Annotated in this window: 22 protein-coding genes; 7 read left to right on the top strand and 15 right to left on the bottom strand. The window is 55.1% G+C overall.

The window, feature by feature from the left end; all coding sequences use genetic code 11:
- The 9 genes from HBA26_RS04870 to fkpA form a co-directional block, all read right to left on the bottom strand.
- Nucleotides 1–158 (bottom strand): GTP-binding protein (locus HBA26_RS04870; protein WP_227507214.1); only part of this gene is annotated, 158 nt, incomplete at its 3' end.
- 69 nt (nt 159–227) lie between these two features.
- The gene (gene fusA, locus HBA26_RS04875; RefSeq protein WP_028014637.1) at nt 228–2,342 is read right to left on the bottom strand and encodes an elongation factor G; all 2,115 of its coding nucleotides are present in this window, start codon (nt 2,340–2,342) and stop codon (nt 228–230) included.
- Nucleotides 2,343–2,438: 96 nt separating this feature from the next.
- Nucleotides 2,439–2,909, bottom strand: a complete 471-nt coding sequence (gene rpsG / locus HBA26_RS04880; protein ID WP_003861706.1) for a 30S ribosomal protein S7 — start codon at nt 2,907–2,909, stop codon at nt 2,439–2,441.
- A gap of 96 nt (nt 2,910–3,005) precedes the next feature.
- Nucleotides 3,006–3,380 carry a 30S ribosomal protein S12 gene (gene rpsL / locus HBA26_RS04885; protein ID WP_000246815.1) on the bottom strand — a complete coding sequence of 125 codons (375 nt, stop codon included), beginning with the start codon at nt 3,378–3,380 and terminating at the stop codon, nt 3,006–3,008.
- Between the two features lie 124 nt (nt 3,381–3,504).
- Entirely contained in the window at nt 3,505–3,792 is a 288-nt protein-coding gene (tusB, locus tag HBA26_RS04890; RefSeq protein WP_063438502.1) for a sulfurtransferase complex subunit TusB, read from the bottom strand.
- A gap of 7 nt (nt 3,793–3,799) precedes the next feature.
- Entirely contained in the window at nt 3,800–4,159 is a 360-nt protein-coding gene (tusC, locus tag HBA26_RS04895; protein ID WP_063438501.1) for a sulfurtransferase complex subunit TusC, read from the bottom strand.
- Nucleotides 4,159–4,545, bottom strand: coding sequence for a sulfurtransferase complex subunit TusD (gene tusD, locus HBA26_RS04900; protein ID WP_126345927.1), 387 nt, complete (start codon nt 4,543–4,545; stop codon nt 4,159–4,161). The genes tusC and tusD overlap by 1 nt, the downstream gene beginning before the upstream one ends.
- Nucleotides 4,545–5,267 carry a transcriptional regulator gene (locus HBA26_RS04905; protein WP_014885489.1) on the bottom strand — a complete coding sequence of 241 codons (723 nt, stop codon included), beginning with the start codon at nt 5,265–5,267 and terminating at the stop codon, nt 4,545–4,547. Before HBA26_RS04905 ends, tusD begins: the two co-directional genes overlap by 1 nt.
- Before the next feature lie 165 nt (nt 5,268–5,432).
- The gene (gene fkpA, locus HBA26_RS04910) at nt 5,433–6,254 is read right to left on the bottom strand and encodes an FKBP-type peptidyl-prolyl cis-trans isomerase (protein ID WP_023331457.1); all 822 of its coding nucleotides are present in this window, start codon (nt 6,252–6,254) and stop codon (nt 5,433–5,435) included.
- A gap of 238 nt (nt 6,255–6,492) precedes the next feature.
- On the opposite strand from fkpA, the gene HBA26_RS04915 reads away from it, so the two are divergent.
- Complete coding sequence (locus HBA26_RS04915) at nt 6,493–6,711, top strand: protein SlyX (RefSeq protein WP_166720818.1); 219 nt, start codon at nt 6,493–6,495, stop codon at nt 6,709–6,711.
- A gap of 51 nt (nt 6,712–6,762) precedes the next feature.
- Here HBA26_RS04915 and slyD read toward each other — a convergent pair whose 3' ends face one another.
- From slyD to kefG, 4 genes are all read right to left on the bottom strand, one after another.
- On the bottom strand, nt 6,763–7,347 hold the full coding sequence (gene slyD / locus HBA26_RS04920) for a peptidylprolyl isomerase (protein ID WP_023331458.1): 585 nt from the start codon (nt 7,345–7,347) through the stop codon (nt 6,763–6,765).
- 94 nt (nt 7,348–7,441) lie between these two features.
- Nucleotides 7,442–7,642: a YheV family putative zinc ribbon protein gene (locus HBA26_RS04925; RefSeq protein ID WP_003861689.1), complete on the bottom strand. Its 201-nt coding sequence runs from the start codon at nt 7,640–7,642 to the stop codon at nt 7,442–7,444.
- A gap of 13 nt (nt 7,643–7,655) precedes the next feature.
- On the bottom strand, nt 7,656–9,461 hold the full coding sequence (gene kefB, locus HBA26_RS04930) for a glutathione-regulated potassium-efflux system protein KefB (protein WP_028014643.1): 1,806 nt from the start codon (nt 9,459–9,461) through the stop codon (nt 7,656–7,658).
- On the bottom strand, nt 9,461–10,012 hold the full coding sequence (kefG, locus tag HBA26_RS04935; protein WP_006812200.1) for a glutathione-regulated potassium-efflux system ancillary protein KefG: 552 nt from the start codon (nt 10,010–10,012) through the stop codon (nt 9,461–9,463). The genes kefB and kefG overlap by 1 nt, the downstream gene beginning before the upstream one ends.
- Before the next feature lie 132 nt (nt 10,013–10,144).
- Here kefG and HBA26_RS04940 point away from each other — a divergent pair, with 132 nt between their 5' ends.
- The 4 genes from HBA26_RS04940 to HBA26_RS04955 all read left to right on the top strand — a co-directional run bounded on the left by HBA26_RS04940 (nt 10,145) and on the right by HBA26_RS04955 (nt 14,298).
- Complete coding sequence (locus tag HBA26_RS04940; protein ID WP_028014644.1) at nt 10,145–12,049, top strand: ABC transporter ATP-binding protein; 1,905 nt, start codon at nt 10,145–10,147, stop codon at nt 12,047–12,049.
- Nucleotides 12,050–12,160: 111 nt separating this feature from the next.
- Nucleotides 12,161–13,183: a hydrolase gene (locus tag HBA26_RS04945; RefSeq protein WP_048998964.1), complete on the top strand. Its 1,023-nt coding sequence runs from the start codon at nt 12,161–12,163 to the stop codon at nt 13,181–13,183.
- Complete coding sequence (locus HBA26_RS04950) at nt 13,180–13,398, top strand: YheU family protein (protein WP_013099053.1); 219 nt, start codon at nt 13,180–13,182, stop codon at nt 13,396–13,398. The genes HBA26_RS04945 and HBA26_RS04950 overlap by 4 nt, the downstream gene beginning before the upstream one ends.
- A gap of 30 nt (nt 13,399–13,428) precedes the next feature.
- Nucleotides 13,429–14,298 carry a phosphoribulokinase gene (locus HBA26_RS04955; protein ID WP_028014646.1) on the top strand — a complete coding sequence of 290 codons (870 nt, stop codon included), beginning with the start codon at nt 13,429–13,431 and terminating at the stop codon, nt 14,296–14,298.
- A gap of 66 nt (nt 14,299–14,364) precedes the next feature.
- Here the strand turns inward: HBA26_RS04955 and HBA26_RS04960 are convergent, their stop codons facing one another.
- On the bottom strand, nt 14,365–14,769 hold the full coding sequence (locus HBA26_RS04960) for an OsmC family protein (protein WP_166720819.1): 405 nt from the start codon (nt 14,767–14,769) through the stop codon (nt 14,365–14,367).
- A 311-nt stretch (nt 14,770–15,080) separates the two neighbouring features.
- Between HBA26_RS04960 and crp the strand changes: the two genes are divergently transcribed.
- Both crp and HBA26_RS04970 read left to right on the top strand, forming a co-directional pair.
- On the top strand, nt 15,081–15,713 hold the full coding sequence (crp, locus tag HBA26_RS04965) for a cAMP-activated global transcriptional regulator CRP (RefSeq protein WP_000242758.1): 633 nt from the start codon (nt 15,081–15,083) through the stop codon (nt 15,711–15,713).
- A gap of 57 nt (nt 15,714–15,770) precedes the next feature.
- Complete coding sequence (locus HBA26_RS04970; RefSeq protein ID WP_126345969.1) at nt 15,771–17,858, top strand: YccS/YhfK family putative transporter; 2,088 nt, start codon at nt 15,771–15,773, stop codon at nt 17,856–17,858.
- On the opposite strand, the gene HBA26_RS04975 is transcribed toward HBA26_RS04970, so the two are convergent.
- Nucleotides 17,855–19,075: an aspartate aminotransferase family protein gene (locus HBA26_RS04975; RefSeq protein WP_206512927.1), complete on the bottom strand. Its 1,221-nt coding sequence runs from the start codon at nt 19,073–19,075 to the stop codon at nt 17,855–17,857. The two genes, HBA26_RS04970 and HBA26_RS04975, sit on opposite strands and share 4 nt — an antisense overlap.
- Between the last annotated feature and the right edge of the window lie 40 nt (nt 19,076–19,115).

The raw sequence follows: 19,115 nt of genomic DNA on the forward strand, positions 1-19,115 counted from the left end.
GCGTTATCGATCTGGTCGAATGCACGAGCAGAACCACCGTAGGTTTTAGCCAGAACGGTAGTGATTGCAGCGGTCAGGGTAGTTTTACCATGGTCAACGTGGCCGATAGTACCAACGTTGACGTGCGGTTTTGTACGTTCAAATTTTTCTTTAGACACGGCTATATTCCTTACTATAGTGCTCTCCCCTCTGGAGAGAGCACGGGACTTAGGTTTTAATCCTGTGGATTACTTACCACGGGCTTCAATAACGGCCTGAGCAACGTTGTTAGGCGCATCATCATACTTCAGGAATTCCATGGTGTATGATGCACGACCTTTGGTCAGAGAACGCAGCTGAGTTGCATATCCGAACATTTCAGACAGCGGAACTTCAGCGTGGATCTTAACGCCAGTTACTTCGGATTCCTGACCACGCAGCATACCGCGACGACGGCTCAAGTCACCGATAACGTCACCGGTGTTCTCTTCAGGAGTTTCTACTTCAACCTTCATGATTGGCTCAAGCAGAACTGGTTTTGCTTTCTTAAAGCCTTCTTTAAAGGCAATAGACGCAGCCAGTTTAAACGCCAGTTCAGAGGAGTCAACGTCGTGGTAAGAACCGAAGTGCAGACGGATACCCATGTCAACAACCGGATAGCCAGCCAGAGGGCCCGCTTTCAGCTGTTCCTGGATGCCTTTATCAACGGCTGGGATGTATTCGCCAGGAATTACACCACCTTTGATGTCGTTGATGAACTCGTAACCTTTCGGGTTAGAGCCCGGCTCCAGTGGGTACATGTCGATCACAACGTGACCGTACTGACCGCGACCACCAGACTGCTTAGCGTGTTTACCTTCAACATCGGTAACTTTCGCGCGAATCGCTTCGCGGTAAGCAACCTGAGGTTTACCCACGTTCGCTTCAACGTTGAATTCACGCTTCATACGGTCAACGATGATGTCCAGGTGCAGTTCACCCATACCAGCGATGATGGTCTGGTTAGATTCTTCATCAGTCCATACGCGGAATGATGGGTCTTCTTTCGCCAGACGGCCCAGAGCCAGACCCATTTTTTCCTGGTCAGCTTTGGTTTTTGGTTCAACCGCGATGGAGATTACCGGCTCAGGGAATTCCATACGCTCCAGAATGATCGGGTGATCCGGGTCACACAGGGTGTCACCAGTGGTCACGTCTTTCAGACCGATAGCTGCAGCGATGTCGCCCGCACGAACTTCTTTGATCTCTTCACGTTTGTTAGCGTGCATCTGTACGATACGGCCAAAACGTTCACGCGCCGCTTTCACGGAGTTCAGGATGGTGTCACCAGAGTTAACCACACCAGAGTAAACGCGGAAGAAGGTCAGGTTACCCACGAATGGGTCGGTAGCAATTTTGAACGCCAGTGCAGAGAACGGCTCGTCATCACTTGCGTGACGCTCAGCCGGAGTATCTTTACCGTCGTCCAGGATGCCGTTGATCGCAGGAACGTCAACCGGGGATGGCAGGTAGTCAACTACCGCATCCAGCATCGCCTGAACACCTTTGTTCTTGAACGCAGAACCACAGGTTACCAGGATGATTTCGTTGTTCAGAACGCGCTGACGCAGAGCTTTTTTGATCTCTTCTTCAGACAGTTCTTCACCACCCAGGTATTTCTCCATCAGCTCTTCAGAAGCTTCAGCAGCGGATTCGATCAGGTTCTGGTGCCATTCGTCAGCCAGGTCCTGCATCTCAGCCGGGATATCTTCGTATTCGAAGGTAACGCCCTGGTCTGCATCGTTCCAGTTGATGGCTTTCATTTTCACCAGGTCGATAACGCCGGTGAAGCCTTCTTCAGCACCAATTGCCAGCTGCAGCGGAACAGGGTTCGCGCCCAGACGGGTTTTGATCTGGCCAACAACTTTCAGGAAGTTAGCACCCATACGGTCCATTTTGTTAACGAACGCGATGCGTGGAACTTTATATTTGTTCGCCTGACGCCATACGGTTTCAGACTGTGGCTGAACACCACCAACTGCGCAATAAACCATTACCGCGCCGTCAAGAACACGCATGGAACGTTCTACTTCGATGGTGAAGTCAACGTGGCCCGGGGTGTCGATGATGTTTACGCGATGCGGTTCGTACTGCTTAGCCATACCTGACCAGAATGCAGTAGTCGCTGCGGAGGTGATGGTAATACCACGCTCCTGCTCCTGTTCCATCCAGTCCATGGTGGCTGCGCCGTCATGAACTTCACCGATTTTATGGTTTACACCGGTGTAGAACAGAATACGTTCGGTAGTAGTGGTCTTACCGGCGTCGATGTGCGCACTGATACCGATGTTACGGTAGCGTGCGATGGGTGTTGTACGAGCCATTTGATTCCTCGTTTGTTTCTTTAGGCGTTCAGTTAAGTTACCCAGAGCGGGCAGCTTCTCTGAAGCGCCCGCCTGGTGACTAATACTCCGAAGGGATTACCAACGGTAGTGTGCGAACGCCTTGTTGGCTTCTGCCATACGGTGAACGTCTTCACGTTTCTTAACTGCAGTACCTTTGTTTTCTGCAGCATCAGAAAGTTCGTTCGCCAGACGCAGAGCCATGGATTTATCACCGCGTTTACGAGCAGCTTCAACGATCCAACGCATTGCCAGGGCATTACGACGAACCGGACGAACTTCAACTGGAACCTGATAAGTAGAACCACCAACGCGGCGGGACTTAACTTCTACAGTTGGGCGAACGTTGTCGAGAGCGACTTCGAAAGCTTCCAGTTCATTTTTACCAGAACGCTGAGCCAGGGTCTCCAGCGCGCTGTATACGATTGCTTCTGCAGTAGATTTTTTACCATCTACCATCAGGATATTTACAAATTTTGCCAGCAGTTCTGATCCGAACTTCGGATCTGGAAGAATTTTACGCTGACCAATGACGCGACGACGTGGCATGGGAATACTCCGTTGTTAATTCAGGATTGTCCAAAACTCTACGAGTTTAGTTTGACATTAAGATAAATCAGTTTGGCCTTACTTAACGGAGAACCATTAAGCCTTAGGACGCTTCACGCCGTACTTGGAGCGAGCCTGCTTACGGTCTTTAACACCTGAGCAGTCCAGCGCACCACGAACGGTGTGGTAACGAACACCCGGAAGGTCTTTAACACGACCGCCACGGATCAGGATCACGGAGTGCTCCTGCAGGTTGTGACCTTCACCACCGATGTAGGAAGTCACTTCGAAACCGTTAGTCAAACGCACACGGCATACTTTACGCAGTGCGGAGTTTGGTTTTTTAGGAGTGGTGGTATATACACGAGTACATACGCCACGTTTCTGCGGGCAGGCTTCCAGCGCAGGCACGTTGCTTTTTGCAACTTTGCGTGCACGTGGTTTGCGTACCAGCTGGTTAACTGTTGCCATTAAATAGCTCCTGGTTTTAGCTTTTGCTTCGTAAACACGTAATAAAACGACCTCATACAATATGAGGACGCGAAATTTTAGGGCTACGTCGAAAAGGTGTCAAGAAATATACAGCGATCTCAAATCACCAGTTCATTTGACTGGCGTGCGTCACAGTAAGATTGACGAAATCAGTATAGCCAACCACGTCAATTTTGGCTGAAATTTGACCAGAAAGACCCCGCGCATCCAGATCGTCCTTCAGCGCAGAGACCGTTATGGGGGCATTCGTGAGAATTTCAACGAAACGTCCACCTTCAAGTGCAGCGAGCACGCCATCCTGAATCAGCAGCAGATCGTCACCTTCGCACAGCATGCTCAACAGCGTGTCGATATCACATTGCCATGGTGAATGGCTGAGAATATGGAGCATGGAAGCCTCAGAAAGTCAGAATGGTGTCGTAGTGGGATAGTTGTTCACGCAGTGCTGCGGCAGGTAAGGTCGTAACATCCAGCACAAAAGGCGTCTGATCGCTTAAACCGCGCGCCGTTAAAGAGTCGGCACAGACATAGCAGGTTTCGATATCGTAAAGCGGCAGCACTTTGAAGGTGGCGATGTAGTCGCGCGCCAGAATGGCCTGCGGCTGTTGGCCCGCCAGAAGCTGAAGCACGCCGTCCCCCAGAAAGAAGACACCGATATCTTCTGTTAACGCCGATGTCGCAAGCAGCGCATCCAGGCCTTCGCGGCCAGAGGTGCTGCCATGCGGCGCAGAAGTAAAAACAAATGCCACACGCTTCATCAGAATTGCACCACTCTGTCGCAGGTTAACGCCGCCTGAGCCAATGCGCCCAGACCACTCAACGTAAAACCAGGCTGCAGGTTAGCGCCTGATAATCCCAGGCGCTCGGCTTCGGCTGCATCCGTCACGCCGCGACGCAGCGCCGCCGCCACGCAGATATGCAGCTCAACGCCCTGCTTTTCATTTAACGCCTGCCAGGCGCGGACCAGATCAAACTCGTCGCTCGCCGGCGACGTAAACTGGTTCGCGTTATACACCCCTTCCCGATAGAAGAAGACGCTCGCCAGTTCGTGTCCGGCCGCCAGCAGCGCATGCGCAAACTGCAGCGCGCTGCTGGCCTGTTGAGTCCCATAAGCCGGGCCCGTCACCATTAATGCAAAACGCATTACTTATCTTGCCCCACGAAATCGCCGCTTTTGAACTGACGGATGTAGAGGTAAACCGTATGCTTGGAGATGTTCAGACGATCGGCCACCTGGTTGATGGCATCTTTAATGTCGAAAATCCCTTTCTCGTAGAGATTGAGTACGATCTGGCGATTCTTGGCGTTGTTCGATACGTTGCGGTCAGCATTGACCTCTTCAATGGTGAACTCAAGCGTCTGCGTGACGAGATCTTCAACGGAGGAGGCAAAGTTAACAGAAGAGCCAACGTCTGGCGTTTCTGGCGGAATAAAGGTGCTCATGATCTGCGAGAATGGCACATCAAGGTTCATGTTGATGCACAGCAGCCCAATCACACGATGCTCGCGATTTCGAATCGCGATGGTTTCTGATTTCATCAGCACGCCGCTTTTGGCGCGGGTGAAATAACATTTTGAGACGCTGCTGTCCGCGCCGGTCATGTCATGCAACATACGCAATGCAAGGTCGGTAATTGGCGAACCAATTTTACGGCCGGTATGCTCACCATTAGCAATGCGGATGGCGGAACACTTCAGATCTTGCAGGGAGTGCAATACGATTTCGCAGTGGGAACCAATGAGCATCGCTAACCCGTCCACTACCGCTTCATAGGATTTCAGAATATCGAAGTCGGTCTGGTCAAAAGGACGTTGATCCAGCAAATCAAGTTCACTGGTTTCGTTGGTTAAAAGCGACCTGGACATGAAAAAAACACTCCTTTTCAGGAGCCTGTCGTTAGGTTTTCAGGGCAGGCTCATTATCTACACGGACAACTAAATTAATACAGCGTGCCTAACGCTTTCCAGTGTTAATTATATCTGCCCCACAATAAAAAACCGCCGCCTTAAAAGGCGGCGGTTTGCATCACATTACTTCTTAGCGTCTGTCGCAGCTTTCTGATCTGCCTGCGCTTCCGGTTTCGCATCCGCTTTCGGCGCTGGTTTGATGTCCAGCAGCTCTACGTCGAAGACCAGCGTGGAGTTAGCCGGGATACCCGGAACGCCAGTTTTGCCATAGGCCAGATCCGGTGGGATAACCAGCTTGATTTTGCCGCCTTTTTTGATGTTTTTCAGGCCTTCAGTCCAGCCTGGGATCACACCGTCAAGACGGAAGGAAAGAGGTTCACCACGGGTGTAAGAGTTATCGAACTCTTTACCGTCGATCAGCGTACCTTTGTAGTTCACCACAACGGTGTCGCTGTCTTTAGGCGCATCACCGGTACCTTCTTTCTCAACTTTGTACACCAGACCAGTAGAAGAGGTTTTCACACCCTTCTCTTTAGCAAAGGTGTCGCGGTAGGCTTTGCCTTTCGCTTCGTTGTCTTTAGCGTCCGCTTCCATCTTGGTCTGAGCGGCACCCTTCACGCGCGCTTCGAACGCCTGCAGAGTCTGTTCGATTTCCTGGTCAGACAGTTTGCTCTTATCAGCAAAGGCGTCCTGAACACCCGCGATCAGCTGGGCTTTGTCCAGTTTGATGCCCAGTTTCTCTTGTTCTTTCAGAGAGTTTTCCATGTAGCGGCCCAGAGATGCGCCCAGTGCGTAGGCGGATTTCTGGTCGTCATTTTTGAACGCCGCTTTGCTGTCTGCAGTGGCAGCAGGCTTCGCAGCAGTATCAGCAGCGAATGACAGCGGCGCGTTCAGTGCAACAGCCATCGTCGTCGCCAGCAGCGTTACTTTAAACAGTGATTTCATCCATATCTCCAGGGCCTGGGGACTCTCACCCCAGCGTTAAACGTAAATGAGTGACGTACTATAAAACGTTGCGGAAGAAATCTACAGACAGACACTTCCAATTCTCGCCACTTTTCAGACTATTTTTGTTTAAATAAGTTTCTTGCCAACGGGATAGAGACTGCACTTAAGGATAAACTCAGTTAAACTGCGCCGCCGCTGGGCCAATATGGCGTATCAGATATAAACGAGGTGAATGATGAAGGACACAATGATAGAAGCGAGAATGGCTGATCTGGAAAGCCGCCTGGCTTTTCAGGACATCACCATCGAAGAGCTTAACCAGACCGTGACCGCGCACGAACTCGAAATGGCGAAACTACGGGATCATATGCGCCTGCTGACGGAAAAGCTGAAGGCGACGCAGCCGTCAAATATTGCCTCTCAGTCGGAAGAGACGCCACCACCTCATTATTGAGGCGTAAAAAAAGCGGGATTATCCCGCTTTTTTATTTTCCGCATGACGGAATTAGTGGCAACCGCAGCCGCCGTTGCCGCAACCACCTTTACCGTGGTCATGACCATGGTCGTGGCCGTGACCACCGCAGCAGCCGTCGTGGCCGTGATCGTGATCATGGTCGTGACCATGCGCACCGTGAACGTGGCCATGAGCCAGCTCTTCTTCGGTCGCTTCACGGATCGCAACAACTTCTACGTTGAACTTCAGGTTCTGGCCAGCCAGCATGTGGTTGCCGTCAACCACAACGTGGTCGTCTTCAACTTCAGTGATTTCAACAGGAACCGGACCCTGGTCAGTTTCAGCCAGGAAGCGCATGCCAACCTGCAGCTCGTCAACGCCCATGAACACGTCTTTAGGAACGCGCTGAACCAGGTTGTCGTCATACTGACCGTAAGCGTCGTTCGCGCCTACAGCAACGTCGAATTTATCGCCAACTTCATGACCTTCCAGCGCAGTTTCCAGGCCGGAAATCAGGGAACCGTGACCATGCAGGTAGTCCAGCGGCGCACTCACCGGAGACTCATCAACCAACACACCGTCTTCTGTACGTACCTGATAGGCCAGGCTGACCACCAGGTCTTTTGCTACTTTCATGATATCTCCTGAGCGTGGGAAAATTGCTGGCGCAGATTGTAGCGGAAATCTGCACCCGTGTACCCTTAAGCTTAAAAAAACTCAGAGCATATCGCTAGTCTGGATGAAAAATGCCGATCACTTGCTCTTCTTTGCGAACGTGATCGCGTGCTTCTTTGTCGGCCTCACGCATCTGGTGACCGCACTTAACGCACTCAACTATATCAATATTATTTTCGCGCCACATGGCCAGCGTATCTTGAGCCTGGCAAGACGGGCACTTTGCACCCGCGATAAAGCGTTTACGTACAGCCATCTTTCGTTACCCTTTATTCAAATTCATCCCAGCCGTCGAGCTGGCGTCGTTCCTGTTGCATCTCTCGCTGAAAGATCTCCTCCAGCTCGCGCCGCGCTTCCCGCACACGGGAGATCTGCGCCGTATCGCTATGTACAGGCATTAATTCGCGCAGCATGCGCATATCCAGCCGGCGGAAGTGCATCTGGGCGCGCTGCGCCTGGTGAGGATGCATCCCCAGGGAGATTAACGCCTTGCGCCCCAGTTCCAGCGCACTGGAGAACGTCTCACGGGAGAAGTGTTTCACACCTGCCTGCAACAATTCGTGAGCTTCAACACGCCCCCGGGCACGCGCCAGAATATTCAGGTGCGGGAAGTGCTGCTGACATAGCTCCACCAGCTTCATTGTATCTTCCGGATCGTTGCAGGTGATGACGATAGACTCCGCGGCTTCCGCCCCGGCCGAGCGCAGAAGCTCAAGCTGAGTGGCATCGCCGTAATAGACCTTGTAGCCATATTTGCGCATCAGGTTGACCGCGCTGATATCGCGCTCCAGCACCGTAATGCGCATTTTGTTCGCCATCAACAGGCGGCCAATCACCTGCCCGAAGCGGCCGAAGCCCACGACGATCACCTGCGGCTTATCGTCTTCTACCCACGGCGCTTCATCTTCATCGTCTGCCGGATTCAGGCGGCGCGACAGCAGTTTATCCACCATCTTCATCAGCAGAGGCGTGGTCATCATCGACAGCGTTACCGTCACCAGCAGCAACGCCATCTGGTCATCTTTAAACAGCTTCTGGGAGGAGGCGGTGGAGAACAGCACAAACGCAAACTCACCACCCTGGCTCAACACGCTGGCAAACTGCATGCGTTCAGAACTGCGCAACCCGTAGATACGTGCCATGACGTACAGCACCAGCATTTTCACCGCCACCAGGATCGCAACACTCACCGCAACCCAGAGCAAATGGGTATAAAGCACGCCAAGATTGAGCGCCATTCCCACCGAAATAAAGAACAGGCCTAACAGCAGCCCTTTGAAGGGATCGATGGCAATTTCCAGTTCGTGCCGATATTCACTCTCCGCCAGCAGCACGCCGGCAATAAAGGTGCCCAGCGCCATCGACAGCCCCAGCGCGTCCATAAACAGCGCCGAGCCGAGCACCAGCAGCAGCGTCGCGGCGGTAAACACCTCGCGCACGCCCGAGGCGGCAATAAAGCGGAACACCGGACGTAACAGGAAACGTCCGCCAATCAGCATGCCCGCGAAGGCCAGCACCTTCATAGAAATTTTTGCCCAGTCGAAGTGATCGTCGCCCGAGCCCGCCAGCAGCGGCACCAGTGCCAGCGCCGGGATCACCGCTAAATCCTGGAACAGCAGCACCGAAAAGCCCAGCTGTCCGGCCTCATTGCGGTTCATCCCCTTGTCGCGCATCAGCTGCAGCGCCATCGCCGTCGACGACATTGCGAGACCAATCCCGCCAATCACCGCCGCCTGCCAGGAAAAGTTGGTCAGCATTAACAGGCCAGCCAGAATCGCGGCGCTAAACAGCACCTGCGCGGCGCCCACGCCAAAGATAGAGCGTCGAAGCTGCCACAGCTTCGAGGGGTTCAGTTCGAGGCCGATGATGAACATCAGGAACACCACGCCGAGCTCCGAGAAGTGAAGAATTTCATCCACGTCGCTGATGAAACCCAGTCCCCATGGGCCAATGGCGATCCCCGCGAGCAAATACCCCAGCACCGCCCCGATGCCGATACGGGCGGCAAGCGGCACCGCGACGACGGCGGCAAATAAAAACAGCACCCCGGCGAGGAGTAAATTCGATCCTTCCATTAACGACCTCCTGCCGGAATCGGTGATGCCAGCCATTCACCGTAGGCTCTGGCGTGGCTTGCCAGCGCTTTCGGGTCCTGACGCCGTGCCCAGTAAACAATAATCGGGCTCATCCAGTGCATGCGGCACATGGCCGCCGTCAGCTCGAACGGCCTCAGGATGTCGCTCATGGGATAGCGGTTCAGCCCGTCGTGACGGTAAGCGCTTTCGGGTTCACCGGTGGTGATCACACTGCGCCAGTACTTTCCCGCCAGCTGGTTGCCCCCCACCCCGCTGGAGAAGCCCCGGCTCAGCACGCGGTCCAGCCACTCTTTCAGCAGCGCCGGACAGCTGTAGGTATAAAGCGGATGCTGAAATACAATCACATCATGCTGACGCAGCAGTTCCTGCTCGTAAGGAATATCGATAAAGAAATCAGGATAGTGCGCGTAGAGATCGTGCACCGTGACGTTACTGAGCTGTGTGGCCGGCTTAAGCAGCACCCGGTTCGCCACCGAGTCCTGAGATTCCGGATGGGCATACAGCAGCAGCACTTTCGCTGTCTGAGACATCACTCCCCTCCCGGTTCTGTTTTTGTGTATTGTTGTCGTTTTGGGCTACCATGGCGGCCCGGTGGGGAAAATGGCCCACACCTTACATTATCATAATGACAAATTAACATAGTCGGAACATACGGCGCTTCTATGATTGTTTTCTCCTCGTTACAAATTCGTCGCGGCGTGCGCGTCCTGCTGGATAACGCCACTGCTACCATCAACCCGGGCCAGAAAGTGGGTCTGGTCGGCAAAAACGGCTGCGGTAAATCCACCCTGCTGGCGCTGCTGAAAAACGAGATTAGCGCGGATGGCGGTAACTTTACCTTCCCGGGGAACTGGCAGCTCGCGTGGGTAAACCAGGAGACGCCAGCCCTGAGCGAACCGGCACTCGACTATGTTATCGACGGCGATCGCGAGTACCGTAAGCTCGAAGCGGAACTCAACGCGGCCAACGAGCGCAACGACGGTCACGCCATCGCTACCGTTCACGGCAAGCTGGACGCCATCGACGCGTGGACCATTCGCTCCCGCGCCTCCAGCCTGCTGCACGGCCTGGGCTTCAGCAATGAACAGCTTGAACGCCCGGTCAGCGACTTCTCCGGCGGCTGGCGCATGCGCCTCAACCTGGCGCAGGCGCTGATCTGCCGCTCAGACCTGCTCCTGCTCGATGAACCGACCAACCACCTCGATCTCGATGCGGTTATTTGGCTCGAGAAGTGGCTCAAGAGCTATCAGGGCACTCTGATTCTCATCTCCCACGACCGCGACTTCCTCGACCCGGTGGTGGATAAAATCATTCATATCGAACAGCAAACCATGTTCGAGTACACCGGCAACTACAGCTCTTTCGAGCGCCAGCGCGCGACGCGCCTTGCCCAGCAGCAGTCGATGTATGAAAGCCAACAGCAGCGCGTGGCGCACCTGCAGAGCTTCGTGGATCGCTTCAAAGCTAAAGCGTCAAAAGCCAAGCAGGCCCAGAGCCGCATCAAGATGCTGGAACGCATGGAGATGATTGCCCCGGCGCACGTGGACAACCCGTTCCACTTCAGCTTCCGCGCGCCGGAAAGCCTGCCGAACCCGCTTCTGAAGATGGAAAAGGTCAGCGCGGGTTATGGGGATCGCATCATCCTCGACTCTATCAAGCTTAACCTGGTGCCGGGTTCGCGCATTGGCCTGCTGGGGCGCAACGGCGCCGGTAAATCAACATTAATTAAGCTGCTCGCGGGCGAGCTTAACCCAACCAGCGGTGAAATCGGCCTGGCGAAGGGCATTAAGCTTGGCTATTTCGCCCAGCATCAGCTGGAATTTTTACGCGCGGATGAATCCCCGATTCAGCATCTGGCGCGTCTTGCGCCGCAGGAAATGGAGCAGAAGCTGCGCGACTACCTCGGCGGCTTCGGCTTCCAGGGCGATAAGGTGACCGAAAACACCGAGCGTTTCTCGGGCGGCGAAAAAGCCCGTCTGGTGCTGGCGCTGATCGTCTGGCAGAGACCCAACCTGCTGCTGCTCGATGAACCGACCAACCACCTGGATCTCGACATGCGTCAGGCGCTGACCGAAGCGCTGATTGAGTTCGAAGGCGCACTGGTTGTCGTGTCGCACGATCGCCACCTGATCCGCTCCACCACCGACGATCTCTACCTGGTACACGGCGGCAAAGTCGAACCGTTCGACGGCGATCTTGAAGACTACCAGCAGTGGCTGACGGACGTACAAAAGCAGGAAAACCAGCCGGAAGAGTCAGCGAAAGACAACGTCAACAGCGCACAGTCGCGTAAAGACCAGAAGCGCCGCGAAGCGGAACTGCGCACCCAGACCCAGCCGCTGCGTAAAGAGATTGCCCGTCTTGAAAAAGAGATGGAAAAGCTCAACGCCACGCTTGCCGCCGTCGAAGAGAAGCTGGGCGACAGCGACCTGTACGATCAGAGCCGTAAAGCGGAGCTAACGGATTGTCTGCAAACGCAGGCGAAAGCTAAATCCAGCCTCGAAGAGTGCGAAATGGCATGGCTGGATGCCCAGGAACAGCTGGAAGCGATGCTGCAGGCAGACTGAATTTTTACCCCGTTGTGCGAACGGAATCTATCTCTGGTTCGGAAATCCAGGCTAAACGGGGTACAATTCGGAAGGTATAGTGAATTTCTGACAAGAATCAGCATCGTCCTTATGACCCAAATCATTCCATCAGACTTCGACATTACAGCCGAAGACAGCACCGAGTTCGTGCCCATGCGCGGCGTGACCAACTGCCATTTGCAGACCATGCTGCCGCGGCTGATCCGCCGCAAGGTCCAGTTCACTCCGCACTGGCAACGGCTCGATCTGCCGGACGGTGATTTTCTGGATCTCGCCTGGAGCGAAGCGCCGGAACAGGCTCTTCATAAGCCGCGTCTGGTGGTTTTTCACGGTTTAGAAGGCAGCCTGCACAGTCCGTATGCGCATGGGTTAATTGAGGCCGCCAAAGCGCGCGGCTGGCTCGGCGTGGTGATGCATTTTCGCGGCTGTAGCGGCGAGCCGAATCGTCAGAAACGCATTTATCACTCGGGTGAAACCGAAGATGGCACGTGGTTTCTGCACTGGCTGCGGGAAAATTATGGCGCCGCGCCAACGGCCGCCGTGGGCTACTCGCTGGGCGGTAATATGCTCGCCTGTCTGCTGGCCAAAGAGGGCGAAAGCGTACCGCTGAATGCGGCAGTGATTGTCTCCGCACCGTTTATGCTGGAGCAGTGCAGCTACCACATGGAAAAAGGCTTTTCTCGCGTCTATCAGCGCTATCTGCTCAACCTGCTGAAAGCCAACGCGGCGCGAAAGCTGAAGGCCTATCCGGATACCCTGCCGGTAAGCCTGCGCCAGCTGAAAAAGGTTCGCTGCATCCGCGAATTCGACGATCTGATCACCGCCAAAATTCACGGCTTCGCCGATGCTATCGACTATTACCGACAGTGCAGCGCCATGCCGCTGCTCAGCAAAATCACGCAGCCGACGCTGATCATTCACGCCAAAGATGACCCGTTCATGGATCATCACTCTATTCCCGCGCAGGAATTCCTGCCTGACAACGTTCACTACCAGCTGACCGAACATGGTGGCCACGTGGGGTTCATCGGCGGCACGCTGCGCAGGCCGAAAATGTGGCTGGAAGCGCGCATTCCTGACTGGCTGACTCCTTATCTGGATGGTGCAAAATGATCATTCCCTGGCAGGATCTGGCTCCCGAAACGCTCGATAATCTGATTGAAAGCTTTGTATTACGCGAAGGCACCGATTATGGTGAACATGAGCGTTCGCTTGAGCAAAAGGTCAACGATGTAAAACGCCAGCTGAAAAGCGGCGACGTGGTGCTGGTGTGGTCAGAACTGCATGAGACGGTCAATATCATGCCCCGCAACGCGTTTCACGGCTGATCTTCCAACCTTTTCCGTCAGGGAGTTGCTATGTCTGCCAGACATCCCATTATTGCCGTTACGGGGTCGAGTGGTGCGGGAACCACCACCACCAGCCTCGCTTTTCGCAAGATTTTCGCCCAGCTGAATCTCCGTTCGGCGGAGGTCGAAGGCGACAGCTTTCACCGCTATACGCGGCCTGAGATGGACATGGCGATCCGCAAGGCACGCGATCTGGGTAAACACATCAGCTACTTTGGCCCGGAAGCCAATGATTTCGGCCTGCTGGAGCAAACCTTCCGCGAATACGGTCAGAGCGGTACCGGGCAGTCCCGTAAGTATCTGCACACCTACGACGAAGCCGTACCCTGGAATCAGGTGCCGGGCACCTTTACCCCCTGGCAACCGCTGCCGGAACCCACCGACGTGCTGTTTTATGAAGGATTGCACGGCGGCGTTGTCACACCTCAGCACGACGTGGCGCGCCATGTGGATCTGCTGGTCGGGGTGGTGCCGATCGTTAACCTGGAGTGGATCCAGAAGCTGACGCGCGACATGAGCGAGCGCGGCCATTCGCGCGAGGCGGTAATGGACTCGGTGGTGCGCTCCATGGAAGATTACATCAACTATCTCACGCCGCAGTTCTCCCGCACGCACATTAACTTCCAGCGCGTGCCGACGGTGGACACTTCCAATCCGTTCGCGGCGAAGAGCATCCCTTCGTTGGATGAGAGCTTTGTGGTAATCCACTTCCGCAATCTTGAAGGCATTGATTACCCCTGGCTGCTGGCGATGCTGCAGGGCTCGTTTATTTCCCACATGAATACGTTAGTGGTTCCCGGTGGAAAAATGGGGCTGGCAATGGAGCTGATCATGACGCCGCTGGTGGAGCGACTTATGGAAGGGAAGCAGATCGCGTGAACATGTTCCCTCTCCCCGTGGGAGAGGGTTAGGGTGAGGGCATCAACACGCACGATGCCCCAATAATTAGGCCTCGATCACTTCATACGAATGGGTGATTTTTACCGCTTTCTCCAGCATTAACGCCACAGAGCAGTATTTCTCCGCAGAGAGATCCACCGCGCGTGAGACCGCCGCGTCTTTCAGTTCTTTCCCGGTGATAACAAAGTGCAGATTAATGTGGGTGAACAGGCGTGGCGCCTCTTCGCGACGCTCTGAGGTGAGTTTAACCTCGCAATCCGTCACGTCATGACGGCCTTTTTGCAGAATCGACACCACGTCGATCGCGCTGCATCCGCCTGCCGCCATCAGCACCATTTCCATTGGGCTTGGAGCTTTATCGCCGGAGTTACCATCCATCAAAATCTGGTGTCCTGATGCGGACTCGCCCAGGAACGTTAAACCTTCAACCCACTTCACGCGCGCTTGCATATTCATTAACTCCAACGTTGCATTTTTGGTGACAGATTACGCGTGCGTTACATTTCTCGCAATGGAAGGCGACCTGCATCATGCTGAAGCGAGACACCAGGAGACACGCGGCAAAAGCTATGCTAAAACACTCAGGATGCTACAGTAATACATTGACGTTACACATGTATGCAGAGGACATCAAACTTTACTGGCTGCGAAACGTTACGACAGCCGACTTCCCAGGGTATGGGTAAGAATTCGATTGCAACCCCAGAGTCCGGATGCATCTGATGACTCTGGTGACAGCTTATAACAGAGGATAACAGCGCATGGTGCTTGGCAAACCGCAAACAGACCCGACTCTCGAATGGTTCTTGTCTCATTGCCACATTCATAAGTACCCATCGAAGAGCACGCTGATTCACCAGGGTGAAAAAGCGGAAACCTTGTATTACATCGTCAAAGGCTCGGTGGCAGTGCTGATCAAAGATGAGGAAGGCAAAGAGATGATCCTTTCCTATCTGAACCAGGGCGATTTTATCGGTGAACTGGGCCTGTTTGAAGAAGGCCAGGAACGTAGCGCCTGGGTTCGTGCAAAGACAGCATGTGAAGTGGCTGAAATTTCTTATAAGAAATTCCGTCAGTTGATTCAGGTAAACCCTGACATCCTGATGCGTCTTTCTTCCCAGATGGCGCGCCGTCTGCAGGTGACGTCAGAGAAAGTGGGTAACCTCGCCTTCCTGGACGTGACTGGCCGTATTGCGCAGACTCTGCTGAACCTGGCGAAACAGCCAGACGCGATGACCCACCCGGACGGCATGCAAATTAAAATTACCCGTCAGGAAATCGGTCAGATCGTCGGTTGCTCCCGCGAAACGGTGGGCCGTATTCTGAAAATGCTGGAAGATCAAAACCTGATCTCCGCCCACGGTAAAACCATCGTGGTTTACGGAACCCGTTAATCCTGCCTAAACGGCGTGCCATCGCGAGGTGTCACGCCGTTTTTGTCTCTTTTCCCCATGTGGCGCAGGCTGATCTATCACCCGGAAGTTAACTACGCACTACGACAAACGCTGGTGCTGTGTCTTCCCGTGGCCGTGGGCCTGATCCTGGGACATCTTCAGCAGGGCCTTCTGTTTTCTCTCGTCCCCGCCTGCTGCAACATTGCCGGTCTGGACACGCCCCATAAACGCTTTTTCAAACGTCTGATAATTGGCGGCTCGCTGTTTGCTGGCTGTAGCCTCGCGGTGCAGCTTCTGCTGGCTCGTGATATTCCCCTGCCGCTGATCCTGACCGTGCTGGCGATGACCCTCGGCGTCACCGCCGAAATCAGCTCGCTCCATGCCCGGCTGCTTCCCGCGTCACTCATTGCGGCCATCTTCACCCTGAGCCTCGCCGGTAATATGCCCGTGTGGGAGCCGCTGCTGATCTACGCCCTCGGCACGCTGTGGTACGGGCTGTTTAACTGGTTCTGGTTCTGGCTGTGGCGGGAGCAGCCGCTGCGCGAATCTCTGAGCCTGCTCTACGTGCAGCTTGCGGATTACTGTGAAGCCAAATACACCCTGCTCACCCAGCATACGGATCCGGAAAAATCCTTACCGCCGCTGCTGACGCGCCAGCAAAAGGTGGTAGATCTGATAAGCCAGTGCTATCAGCAGCTGCATATGCTCGCCGCCAACAAGAACCACGAATATAAACGGCTGTTGCGCACTTTTCAGGTGGGGCTGGATCTTCAGGAGCATATCTCCGTTAGCCTTCACCACCCGCAGGAGGTGCAAAAGCTGGTTGAGCGCAGCCATGCCGAAGCGGTGATCCGCTGGAACGCGCAGACCGTCTCCGCGCGCCTGCGGGTGCTGGCCGATGATATTCTCTACCACCGCTACCCCACGCGCTTTAACATGGACAAACAGCTCGGCGCGCTGGAGAAAATTGCCCGTCAGCACCCGGATAACCCGGTCGGCCAGTTCGCCGCCTGGCACTTCAGCCGCATCGCCCGCGTGCTGCGCACACAGCGCCCGCTTTATTCCCGTGACCTGATGGCGGATAAACAGAAACGTCTGCCGCTACTGCCGGCGCTGAGGAGCTACCTGTCTCTGAAATCTTCCGCTCTGCGCAACGCTGCAAGGATTAGCGTCATGCTCAGTATCGCCAGCCTGATGGGCATGGCGCTCCACCTGCCGAAACCGTACTGGATCTTAATGACCGTGCTGTTTGTTACCCAGAACGGCTACGGCGCCACGCGGGTGCGCATTCTGCACCGGGCAGGCGGCACGATGGCGGGGCTGATTATTGCGGGCGTGACGCTGCATTTTCACGTGCCCGAAGGCTATACCCTGGCGGGCATGCTGGCGATCACCCTGGTAAGCTATCTAATCATTCGCAAAAACTACGGCTGGGCGATGGTGGGCTTTACGGTGACGGCGGTATATACCCTGCAGCTGCTGACGCTTAACGGCGAACAGTTCATCATTGCCCGCCTGATCGACACGCTGATCGGCTGCCTGATTGCCTTCGGCGGCATGGTCTGGCTGTGGCCGCAGTGGCAGAGCGGGCTGCTGAGGCAGAACGCCCACGACGCGCTGGAGGCCGATCAGCAGGCCATTCGTCTGATCCTGAGCGACGATCCGCAGCCTTCCCCGCTGGCGTATCAGCGGATGAAGGTCAACCAGGCGCACAACGCCCTGTTTAACTCGCTCAACCAGGCGATGCAGGAGCCGGGCTTTAACTCACACTATCTTGCCGATATGAAGCTGTGGGTCACGCACAGCCAGTTTATCGTCGAGCACATTAACGCCATGACCACGCTGGCGCGCGAACACACGATGCTGACGCCGGATCTGGCGCAGCGCTATTTGCAGTCCTGTGAAATTGCCCTGCAGCGGTGTCAGCAGCGTCTGGAGTATGACGCGCCGGGCGAGTCGTGGGATTCGAACATTCTGGAGGCACCGGAGACGCTGACCCACGGGCCGATGAGCACCCTGGAGCAGCATTTGCAGCGCGTGCTGGGACATCTGAACACCATGCACACCATTTCGTCGGTGGCATGGCGTCAGCGCCCGCATCACGGCATTTGGTTAACGCGGCGGTTAAAGCGAACCGAGTATTAGCCTTTTACGATCTTCTCGACCGCCGCGGCAAAGCGGGTTAACCCGTCGTCAATATCTTTCTCTTCCACTACCAGCGACGGCGCAAAACGCATCACGTCCGGCCCGGCGTTGAGCACCATCACCCCTTCGCGAGCGGCGGCATGCAGGAAATCGCGCGCGCGGCCTTTGTACTGCGGCTTAAGTTCCGCACCAATCAGCAGCCCCATGCCGCGGATCTCGCTGAAGACGTCGTACTTATTGTTAATCTGCTGGAGATGCTGCACAAACAGCTCGCGTTTCGCGCTAACGCCGTTTAGCACCTCAGGGGTGTTGATGATGTCGAACGCGGCACCCGCCACGGCGCTCGCCAGCGGGTTACCGCCGTAGGTCGAGCCGTGAGACCCGACGTGGAACGCAGAGGCAATCTCCTGCGTCGTCAGTACCGCACTCACCGGAAAACCGCCGCCGAGCGCTTTCGCGCTGGTCAGAATATCCGGCGTCACGCCGTAGTGCATGTAGGCAAACAACTCTCCGGTACGCCCCATCCCGGACTGCACTTCATCAAACACCAGTAGCGCCTGATGTTCGTCGCACAGTTCGCGCAGCCCTTTCAGGAATTCCGGGGTTGCCGCGGTCACGCCGCCTTCGCCCTGAATCGGCTCCACCACCACCGCGCAGGTGTGGTCGTCCATCACCGCTTTCACCGCGTGCAGATCGTTAAACGGCACGTGGATAATGTCGGCTGGTTTCGGACCAAAGCCGTCGGAATACTTCGGCTGGCCGCCAACGGAGACGGTAAAGAAAGAGCGTCCGTGGAAGGCGTTATGGAAGGCGATGATTTTAGTTTTGTACGGGCTATGGCGCGTGGTGGCGTAGTAGCGCGCCAGCTTAAAGGCGGTTTCGTTGGCTTCAGTGCCGGAGTTCATAAACAGCACGCGCTCGGCAAAGGTCGCATCAATGATCTTACGGCCCAGTCGCAGCGCAGGTTCGTTGGTGAACACGTTGCTGGTGTGCCACAGGGTTTCGCCCTGGGTTTTCAGCGCGTCCACCAGCGCAGGATGGCAGTGGCCCAGCGCCGTGACCGCAATACCGCCCGCGAAATCCACATACTCTTTGCCCTGCTGATCCCAGACGCGGCTGCCTTTCCCCTTCACCGGGATAAACTCAGCCGGTGCATAAATCGGCAGAATCACTTCATCGAATGTCGCGCGGGTAATTGCTGGTTGTTCAGTTGCCATGTCATGCCCATCCATTTTATGTCACATTCATTGTGAAAAT

The organism is Enterobacter sp. 725m/11, from assembly GCF_011683705.1.
In the GTDB taxonomy this organism is placed as follows: Bacteria; Pseudomonadota; Gammaproteobacteria; order Enterobacterales; family Enterobacteriaceae; genus Enterobacter; species Enterobacter bugandensis.